Source organism: Cytophagales bacterium, from assembly GCA_019456305.1.
Classification (GTDB): Bacteria; Bacteroidota; Bacteroidia; order Cytophagales; family VRUD01; genus VRUD01.
Window position 1 is genome coordinate 1 of record VRUD01000119.1, and the last position, 9,020, is coordinate 9,020.

A 9,020-nucleotide genomic window follows, 5' to 3' on the forward strand; every position below is an offset into this window, starting at 1 on the left:
CAGCTAAAATATTCCCAAACCCGTTTAACTTACAAGGTTCATTTCAAAGAATTAGACACAGAGAATATCAACACCATATTCGAAAATGATTTCCTTACCGTTGAAACCATACCGTTAAGCCATAGCGTACCGTGCTGCGGGTTTCTTTTTAAGGAAAAACCAAAAAAAAGACGAATTCAAAAAGAAAAATTACCCCCCGGATTATCACCTTTACAGTTGGTTGCCTTAACAAAAGGCGAGGATATAAATGTAGCCCGGATTGGTAATCCGAGCGAAAAAAGCGATGGCAAAGTCCCCACTTTAGAGGGATTTAGGGGGGCTGGTAGAGGGGGGCTTTTTACCATTAAAAACGAAGAATTGACTTTACCACCTAAAAAAAGCCGTTCTTATGCCTATTGTTCTGATACCCGGTACAGTGAAAATATTATCCCGCAAATAAAAAATACAGACCTGCTGTATCATGAAGCTACTTTTTTAAGTGACCTCGAAGATAAAGCACAAGCGACCCTTCATTCAACAGCCGAACAGGCAGCCAGGATGGCCCAAAAAACCAATGCCGGGAAATTATTGATCGGCCATTTTTCGTCCCGCTACGAAGAGATACAACCTCTATTGAAAGAAGCAAGAACCATTTTTAAAGATACAATGCTGGCAGTGGAAGGGGAGACGATTGCAATAGCTGAAGAAGAAATAGAACTATGACTAAAAAAACCACCCTCTTCATAGTCCTAAGCGGCATCTTTTTAACCAATGCAATCCTGGCAGAGCTCATTGGCGTAAAGATATTTTCATTAGAAAGCTTACTGGGATTTGCTCCTGCTCAGATCAGGCTTCTGGGTGATCTCAAATTAGACTTTAACCTCACGGCAGGAGTTATCATCTGGCCGGTAGTTTTCATTACAACCGACATCATCAACGAATATTTTGGCAAACAAGGAGTAAAAAGAATAAGCTATTTAACAGTCATCTTCATCGCCTATATTTTTATTATTATATGGTTTGTAACTGACTTGCCTCCTGCACAGTTCTGGTTAGAGCTAAACAGCGCAGCTCCCGGAGGCAATTCATTTGACATCAATTTTGCATTTTCTAAAATATTCAGGCAGGGATCAGGAATTATCATAGGTTCAATCACCGCGTTCCTGATAGGGCAGTTGCTGGATGTTTATGTTTTCCACTTTTTGAGAAGATTTACAGGCAGCAAAAAACTCTGGTTAAGAGCACAGGGTTCTACTTTAGTTTCACAATTGGTTGATAGTTTCCTCGTACTGTACATTGCATTCTATCTTTTAGGAAACTGGAGTCTCAGCCAGGTGATCTCTGTAGGGATCATCAATTATCTCTACAAATTTACCATAGCAATCGTGCTAACCCCATTGCTTTATCTTGCCCATTATATTATTGATAATTATCTGGGAAAAGAATTGAGTAAAAAGATGATTGAAGAAGCAAGTCAAAAGAAATAGACAATTGACAGTTGACAGTTGACAATATTGCCTACTGTCAACTGACTACTGCTAAGTTTCATAATAAAGAGTATTTAAACTATAATTACTATTATTTATGAAATTAGGTACTACTGTTTACTGCTTTCATCATTCAATTCCCAGGCTATCTAATTCTTCTGGCGTCACTGACGGTGGCATGATGTTATTACGTATTTTATGTGAAACCAGACCGGCAACTTTTTGGGCATTTTCTTCCGTATCAAAACCAACGGTACCGGGTACTGCAGGAATAATCTCCTGGTGAATATACTTTTTACCATCCACAAAAACATCGTAGCCCCAGCCTTTCTCTGTTTGAAAAGTTTGAATTTCAACGGATAATGAGTCAACAGCAGGATATTTATTAGCAGTCTGATCGCCTTGTGAGCTTGAACTCTTTTTAGATTCCTTCCCTTCTTTGGTAAGATTTTGGCTGTCAGAATTATTATTTTCTTTTAAAGTAGTCTCCGGATTTTCAGCGTGTTCACTTTCTGTTAATTCAGAATTTCGTTTTGGCGTATCTTCCTTTTGGTCTTGAATAACTTTTGCCTTTTTACCCAAATTATCACAGGTACAACCACCCAGGAAAAAAACGGTGATCAATAATAAATTCTTCATAATGAAACAATGAGAAGAATACATAGTAGAGACGTTGCGTAGAGACGTCCAAATTGGGCGTCTCTACGCAACGTCTCTACTATTTCAATTTATCAATAAGCAGCTTTATCTCAACTGCAGGAGCTATTTTCTCATATAAAATTTGATAAACAGCCGCAGAGACCGGCATATCTACTTTATGTTGCTGATTGATCTCATGGATACTTTTCACAGCATAATAACCTTCAGCGACCATATTCATCTCCATCTGGGCTGATTTTACGGAATATCCTCTGCCTATCATATTTCCAAAAGTGCGGTTACGGCTAAATTGCGAGTATGCCGTCACCACCAGGTCTCCCAGGTAAGCTGAAGCGCTTAAATCCCGGTCAAGCGGATTGATCACGTCAAGGAACCTGCGTATTTCCTGTAAGGCATTAGATACGAGCACCGCCTGGAAATTATCCCCGTAATTGAGTCCATGAGTGATCCCACAGGCAAGCGCAACGATATTTTTGATAACGGCACAATATTCTACTCCATAAATATCGTTAATAGCTGTCGTATAAATGTAGCGGCACTTCAAAAGCTTAGCAATAGTTTTGGCATTGGCAATATCCTGGCAGGCAATGGTCAAAAACGATTGCCGCTCCTGGGCTACCTCTTCGGCATGGCATGGCCCTGCTATGACACATAAATTTTCGGGGCTAACATTAAATTCCTTTTGAATATAATCTGTTACCAAAAGATTTTCATCAGGGATCATTCCCTTAACGGCAGAGACTATGACCTTTCCATCAAAAAGAGACGGCTTCAATGAATTAAACTCATCTTTAATAAAAGCCGCAGGTATAGCAATAATTACGATGTCTGACCTTTTGATAACTACAGGTAAAAGAAAGGAGGGTACTACTTTGAAGGTATTGATCTGTATATCACTAAGATAAGACGGATTATGGCGATACTTTATAATATACTTTACATTGTCTTTATTCTTAAGCCACCATCTTACCTTAACATTATGCTCAGATAAGATTTTTACAAGTGCCGTAGCCCAGCTACCTCCACCTATTACAGCAATATTTATTGGTTTTCTCTTAGCCAATTTTTTTTATTATATAATGTCTATTAAAAAATAATACAAGTTATCATAAATATTAACCAATTGTAGTATACAAGGATATAGGTAAATAAAGGAAATAAGGGGAATAGGGAAAATAGACCACCTAAATAAGAATTGTATTCTTTTCCTTATTTCCTTATTTCCAGCAAATTCATCGGATGACCCAAACGCACAACCTGGAGAGTCATCCGATGATAACCACCCCTTGTCATAGTCATTGTCATTGTCTATTGTCATATTGTCTACTGTCTATTGTCTACTGTCTATTGTCTACTGTCTATTGCCAACTGCCAACTGCATTTCCTTATTCCCTTATTTCCCTATTCCCTTTTTCTTTGATCCGGATTCCATTTCAACTACTTCATCCCCATCCTTCAACTTCCTGGATACTACAAGAAAAGGACCTGAAACGATTTCATCTCCATTTTTCAAACCCTTAATGATCTCAATATTTTCATAATCACTAATACCGGTTTGTACTTCAATCATTTTCACAATCCCATTGTCATTGACAAATACAACTTCTTTTACATCATCTTTATCTTTGGGGATTTTTTCCGCTTTTGGCAGATCCTCCTCCGGAGGGGAGTACTGTTGTTTTCTATTATTCGACTTTTTTCTTGTGTTTTCAACATCGCGCATAGTCACAGAGGACAATGGTACTGATAAAACATGATCTTTGCGTTCTGTAATAATATCTACTGAAGCTGTCATCCCTGGCCTGAACGGATAAGGATTGTTTTTTTTATCAATAAGGTGTCCGTAAGATTTACTTAAAATATTGATTTTAACTTCAAATTCCGTAACTTCATCTAAGCTAAAGTTCTCATTGGCTGAATTGGCGATAGATGTGACAATTCCTTTAAACTTTTCATTCAAATGGGCGTATGAATCCACTTCTATTACAGCAGTATCACCCATAGAAACCCTGATAATATCGTTCTCATTTACATCTACCTGCACTTCCATATTATTCAGATCTGCAATACGCAGCAGTTCAGTACCTGCCATTTGCAATGTGCCTACTACCCGCTCTCCTTTTTCTACATTAAGCCTGGAAATTGTACCACTTACAGGGGCGTAGATTTCTGTTTTATTAAGATTCTCTTTTGCATCTTTTACAGTAGCAACAGCGCTCTGGACATTGAACTGGGCAGCTATAACGCTCTGTTTTGCTGCCCCCAATTCCTGCCTGCTAACTTCATAATTTGCAGTGACCCCTTCAAAATCAGCCTGAGAAATTACTTTCTGATCATAAAGTTTTTCATTTCTCTTGTATTCAGATTCAGACTTAATAAACTGTGCTTTTGACTGGGCAAGCCTGGCTTTAGACTGGGCTAAGTTAGCTTTTGCGGTATTAAGAGCAGCTTCTGCCTTTTCTAATAAAGATAGGTAATTATCGGGCTTTATTTTCAACAATAATGTGCCCTTTTCCACGTAATCCCCTTCTTCTACGTACAAATCAATGATCTCTCCCGATACATCGGGACTGATCTTCACTTCCACTTCCGGCTGTACCTTGCCCGATGCGCTTACTTTTTCAACAATTCCTTTATAAGATGCTTTTGCTAACGTTACCTCAATAGCATCTTTGCCGCCTATCCATCCCGCTTTTTTGGCGATTATAACAAAAACAATAATAATCACTACGGCAATAATTAAATACTTGAGTAGTTTATTGACCTTCATTGTTGGTTTTTAGTTGTAAGGTTGAGTCCACTCTAAAAAGTCTTTTTTGCCACAAAAGCACAAAAACACAAAATCCCACTAAAAATTAACTAATTGATTTTCAGGGTTTTGTGGGATTTAGTGCTTTGGTGTTTTAGTGGCATTTTTATTTTTTGGACTTATTAGAGTGGACTCAACCTTAAAACGATATTTCCTTCCCCTGATAAAAATCCAGTATCTTCAATCTAAAAATAAACTCATACTTTGCCTGAACCAGATCAGATTCTGCTTTTGTAAGGTTATTCTTAGCAATATTATAATCAACGGTGTTAACCATGTTTTGATTATAACGTACTTCCGTATCTTTAAAAACCTTTCGCTGCGCTTCCACCTGATTTTTGGAAGCGATGTATTTTTTATCAACAGCCTTAGCATTGGCAGAGGCTTGCTGGATCTCTTTTCTTAATTGATTCCTTGTATTGACTGCCTCAAATTCCGCATTTTTTTGAGAAATGATTGCTTTGCTCGTAGCAGTACGGGTCTGCAGCCTGTTAAAGATCGGGAGAGATAGATTAAAGTTTAATGATTGGCTAAAATTATCATTAAACTGATCGGAAAAAGGAATTTTTTCAAATAAGATTTCACTACCAATGGGTATTGTAACAGATTTGCTGGGATCATTGGTTAAAAATCCGATTGAATCAAATTTTAATTGACCATTTATAACATTTTCCCTCGCGCTGGAATATCCTGTATACATAGCTCCACTCAAACTTAACCTTGGAAAATTAGACCCTCTGGAAATTGCAATCCCTTTTTCAGCGCTTGCTACTTTTAGGTCAGCGCTTTTAATTTCCGGCATGATCTGTTCAGCTGTATTAAAAATGTTTTTATCGATCCCGGTAAAATTAATTTTTTCTATACCTGAAAAATCGAGTCTAAAAATGTCAAAATTTTCATACGATCCCAGGTCTAAAAACTGTGCGAGATTAAGCTTTGATATATCTAACTGGTTTTCAGCATTCACTAATGTTAATTCGTCCTGTGCTACCTGGGCTTTCATTTCAAAAAAGTTACTTTCAGGTAGGGATCCGGCATTAACAAGTTTTCCGGTTCTTTCTAATTGCTTCTGTGAAGTTACAAGCTGAATTGCAGCATTTTCAAAAAGTTCACCGCTGAATAGTATCTGTAAATAAGCATCGGCTACTGCCAGAATGATATCATTCTTAGCTTTTTGGCTATCAAACTGACTGGCCTCCAGGTCTGTCTTGCTTTGTTTCCAGGAATTCAGATTCTGAAATCCTGAAAACAAGGTAACGCTGCTGTTTAGTGAAAAGTTGTTAGACTGTATTCGATCTGTGGTAAACTGATTGGTAAAAGGATCAATAGACCGCCCGAAATTATAGCCGTGTGATGCACCTCCATTGAGATCAGGTAAAAAGTTTGCCATAGATTGCGACAGGTTCGCCTCACTTATCGCTACGTTCAATTCGCTTTGTTTGATCCGGATATTATTTTGCAGGGCGTGGTCAACACATTGCTTGAAAGTCCATTTTTTAATTTCGCCTGTCCCGCCTGTCCCCCCGGGTAACCCGGGGGGGACAAAGCCGGGAGATTGCGGAACATCTTCTTGTGCAATTGCAGAGAAAGTTTGAATTAATAAACAAGCAGTAAAAGCAAAATATTTTTTAAAACACATTTTAGGAAAAGAAAAATTGCCACAAAGACACAAAGACACGAAGAATCACAAAGATAATATTTATATTTCTAATAAAAACTTTGTGTAACTTAGTGTCTTCGGGTACTTTGTGGCAAGAAAAAATAAATGTCCGATTTTTTAATATTTTGTTTGCAAAATTAAACAATTTGTATGATATGAGCAAGGGTGTTGCTCTTTTGGCTGTTGTAGGCAATATTGTACAAGGCAAACTGGATTTGCCCAATTTAACATTTGGGTTTGTTTGTACAGTTGTATTTTTTATATTTGCATATACTTTAGAAAAAAGGATAAATAATGATTGACCAGCTTACTATATTATTTATAGCACTTACTGTGATAGCGCTTTTGGGGATGGGCGTGGCTTATTTATTGGGATGGTTTAAGAAAGAAGAAGAGAAGGTCCGGGATTAATTGCTATAAATGTTTAATAATAAATAAAGGTCTGGGGTAGAGACGCCCAATTTGGTCGTCTCTACCCCAGACCTTTATTTCCTCTTCTTATGAAGGATTAGATAAAATTTATTCTATTATTATTTTTCAAAGAACAAACCACCGTAGTGGAAATAATCTTTACTGTTTTAGGTGCAATCATCTTTTTTGTTTTATCTTTGCGGATGTATCTCATCAACAAAAAAATCAATAACTATATAAACCAACTTAATCACTCTAACTAATGGAAACCTTTGCTATCATAATGGCGCTTCTTTTAGGCATCGGAATAATTTTCTTTATCTTCATTCCCGTTATCCCGGATAACCGTGAAATGAAAGAACCGGAAGAGAAAAAGTAAGCTGCCCCTTCACTGCTTCCCATCGTATTTAAACGCATTTCGATTGTTTCCCCGATACGCTCATTCCCTGTTGAATGCTTGCTGCGCAAATTCCACAGGGTAAACTTCGCTACGGGGCAGGCATTGTTTGATTGTTTTATAGTTGCTTTGTATTTATATGAATATTTTGTATTTTTGTAAAAAATATAATCTATGACACAAGTAGCTATTTCCCTTGAAACAGATGTTGCTTCAGCTTTTCTTAAAGCCAAACCGCAAATGCGGAAAAAAGCGGAAACATTAGTGAATCTCTGGCTTAAAGACCTTTTCATAAGCAAGGCAGGGGCTAAAAAAGAACTTTTTAAAATAATGGACAGGATAGGCGCAATAGCTCAAGCCAACGGACTCACTCCTGAAATTCTTGAGCGTTTGCTGAATGAAAAGGACTGAACATTTTGTTTTTGATACTAATGTTATAATCAGCGCAATGATACTGCCGCATGGCAAATCGCGTCTTGCATTAGATAGGGCATTGGATAAAGGTGATGTTGTTGTTTCAGAGGAAACCCTTTTGGAATTATCCGACAAAATTCTTGCGGCAAAATTTGATAAATATATTCCATTATCAGAACGAATGCTCTTTCTGCAATGGTTCAAAAAATCTTCCAAACTTGTGAATGTAAGCGAACAAATTGTTCTATCCCGCGACCCGGATGACGACAAATTCCTTTCGCTTGCCGTAACCGCTAATGTGGATGCAATTATCTCCGGAGACAAAGACTTACTCGTATTGAATCCTTTCAAAAACATCCTGATTTTATAACATACCCCTAACCCCCTTTATTAAGGGAGACTGTTTTAGGATATATCATTATAACGCAAAGTTATAAAACCAAAAACATTTTACAACAGAACCTATTCTTTTAAAAAATTATTCTTGTAGTTACAAAGAATCAAATCAATCAAATAATCAGTCCTTTACGCACCGAACACTATACCCGTTCGCCTTATTAGGGATAACGCGGGACACCTGAGCGTTATTAAAGTTCAGGTAGCGGAGCCAGGCAGAGGTAGCGCTACTCTCGGTAGCCGTCCACCAGTAACCGTCGTCACCGGCAAGGAAGAACAAGCCACCAGCCCAGGAGTAGCCACCCGGAAGGGCAGTGAAACCGCTGCTGTTAGTGGCTCCGGTGTTGGGAGTTGTCCAGTTGGTGGTGCCGATTTGTTTGAGGCTGCCGCCTTCGTCTGTGCCGAGCCATCCGGTTGTAGCAATATCATAAGGGAAGGCGCTAGGGCTACTGCCAACATTTTTTTCTAAAGTAATCCATTCGTAATGGGAGGGTATATGCCAGCCGGTGGGACAAACTCCTTGTATAACCGTTACACATGCGTCATTAGGTGGCGCGCCTGTTCCGTTGCAGGTAAGTGAACCGTCCATCATTTCATCCCATTCGTATAAGCCGCCAAAAGGGCAAGTTGGGTCATCAACCCCGCTAAGATCCTGACAATATTTTTGTGTGCCGGCAGGGGCTTGTCCTCCTGCTGCAACCGGAACATAAGTGCCTACATTCAGGTTTTTAGCCATCCAGCATTGACTGCCGATTTTTACTATATCGTACCAATTTCCATCTGCATCCTGGACAGAATCTCCACAAA

At 38.5% G+C, this 9,020-nt stretch carries 9 protein-coding genes; 4 read left to right on the top strand and 5 right to left on the bottom strand.

Features of this window, described 5'->3' with window-relative positions; translation table 11 throughout:
* Both FVQ77_16650 and FVQ77_16655 read left to right on the top strand, forming a co-directional pair.
* Positions 1 to 702, top strand: a 702-nt coding sequence (locus tag FVQ77_16650) for a hypothetical protein (protein MBW8051931.1), incomplete at its 5' end; no start/stop codon positions are given.
* Entirely contained in the window at positions 699 to 1,466 is a 768-nt protein-coding gene (locus tag FVQ77_16655; protein MBW8051932.1) for a queuosine precursor transporter, read from the top strand. The genes FVQ77_16650 and FVQ77_16655, both read left to right, overlap by 4 nt.
* Positions 1,467 to 1,595: 129 nt before the next feature.
* On the opposite strand, the gene FVQ77_16660 is transcribed toward FVQ77_16655, so the two are convergent.
* The 4 genes from FVQ77_16660 to FVQ77_16675 form a co-directional block, all read right to left on the bottom strand.
* Positions 1,596 to 2,129: a DUF4907 domain-containing protein gene (locus FVQ77_16660; protein MBW8051933.1), complete on the bottom strand. Its 534-nt coding sequence runs from the start codon at positions 2,127 to 2,129 to the stop codon at positions 1,596 to 1,598.
* Positions 2,130 to 2,184: 55 nt separating this feature from the next.
* Positions 2,185 to 3,189 carry an NAD(P)H-dependent glycerol-3-phosphate dehydrogenase gene (locus tag FVQ77_16665; GenBank protein ID MBW8051934.1) on the bottom strand — a complete coding sequence of 335 codons (1,005 nt, stop codon included), beginning with the start codon at positions 3,187 to 3,189 and terminating at the stop codon, positions 2,185 to 2,187.
* Positions 3,190 to 3,519: 330 nt separating this feature from the next.
* Complete coding sequence (locus tag FVQ77_16670; GenBank protein MBW8051935.1) at positions 3,520 to 4,896, bottom strand: HlyD family efflux transporter periplasmic adaptor subunit; 1,377 nt, start codon at positions 4,894 to 4,896, stop codon at positions 3,520 to 3,522.
* 178 nt (positions 4,897 to 5,074) lie between these two features.
* Entirely contained in the window at positions 5,075 to 6,574 is a 1,500-nt protein-coding gene (locus FVQ77_16675; protein MBW8051936.1) for a TolC family protein, read from the bottom strand.
* Between the two features lie 1,003 nt (positions 6,575 to 7,577).
* Between FVQ77_16675 and FVQ77_16680 the strand changes: the two genes are divergently transcribed.
* The gene (locus tag FVQ77_16680; GenBank protein ID MBW8051937.1) at positions 7,578 to 7,814 is read left to right on the top strand and encodes a hypothetical protein; all 237 of its coding nucleotides are present in this window, start codon (positions 7,578 to 7,580) and stop codon (positions 7,812 to 7,814) included.
* A complete protein-coding gene (locus FVQ77_16685; protein ID MBW8051938.1) occupies positions 7,801 to 8,187 on the top strand; it encodes a putative toxin-antitoxin system toxin component, PIN family in 387 nt (128 codons plus the stop codon). The genes FVQ77_16680 and FVQ77_16685 overlap by 14 nt, the downstream gene beginning before the upstream one ends.
* A gap of 147 nt (positions 8,188 to 8,334) precedes the next feature.
* Here the strand turns inward: FVQ77_16685 and FVQ77_16690 are convergent.
* Positions 8,335 to 9,020: hypothetical protein (locus tag FVQ77_16690; GenBank protein MBW8051939.1), on the bottom strand; the 686-nt coding region annotated here is incomplete at its 5' end.

Bases quoted from the DNA above. Each gene is read 5' to 3' on its own strand.
- FVQ77_16655 (MBW8051932.1), top strand. From the start codon at position 699: ATGACTAAAAAAACCACCCTCTTCATAGTCCTAAGCGGCATCTTTTTA.
- FVQ77_16660 (MBW8051933.1), bottom strand. From the start codon at position 2,129: ATGTATTCTTCTCATTGTTTCATTATGAAGAATTTATTATTGATCACC.
- FVQ77_16670 (MBW8051935.1), bottom strand. From the start codon at position 4,896: ATGAAGGTCAATAAACTACTCAAGTATTTAATTATTGCCGTAGTGATT.
- FVQ77_16675 (MBW8051936.1), bottom strand. From the start codon at position 6,574: ATGTGTTTTAAAAAATATTTTGCTTTTACTGCTTGTTTATTAATTCAA.
- FVQ77_16680 (MBW8051937.1), top strand. From the start codon at position 7,578: ATGACACAAGTAGCTATTTCCCTTGAAACAGATGTTGCTTCAGCTTTT.
- FVQ77_16685 (MBW8051938.1), top strand. From the start codon at position 7,801: ATGAAAAGGACTGAACATTTTGTTTTTGATACTAATGTTATAATCAGC.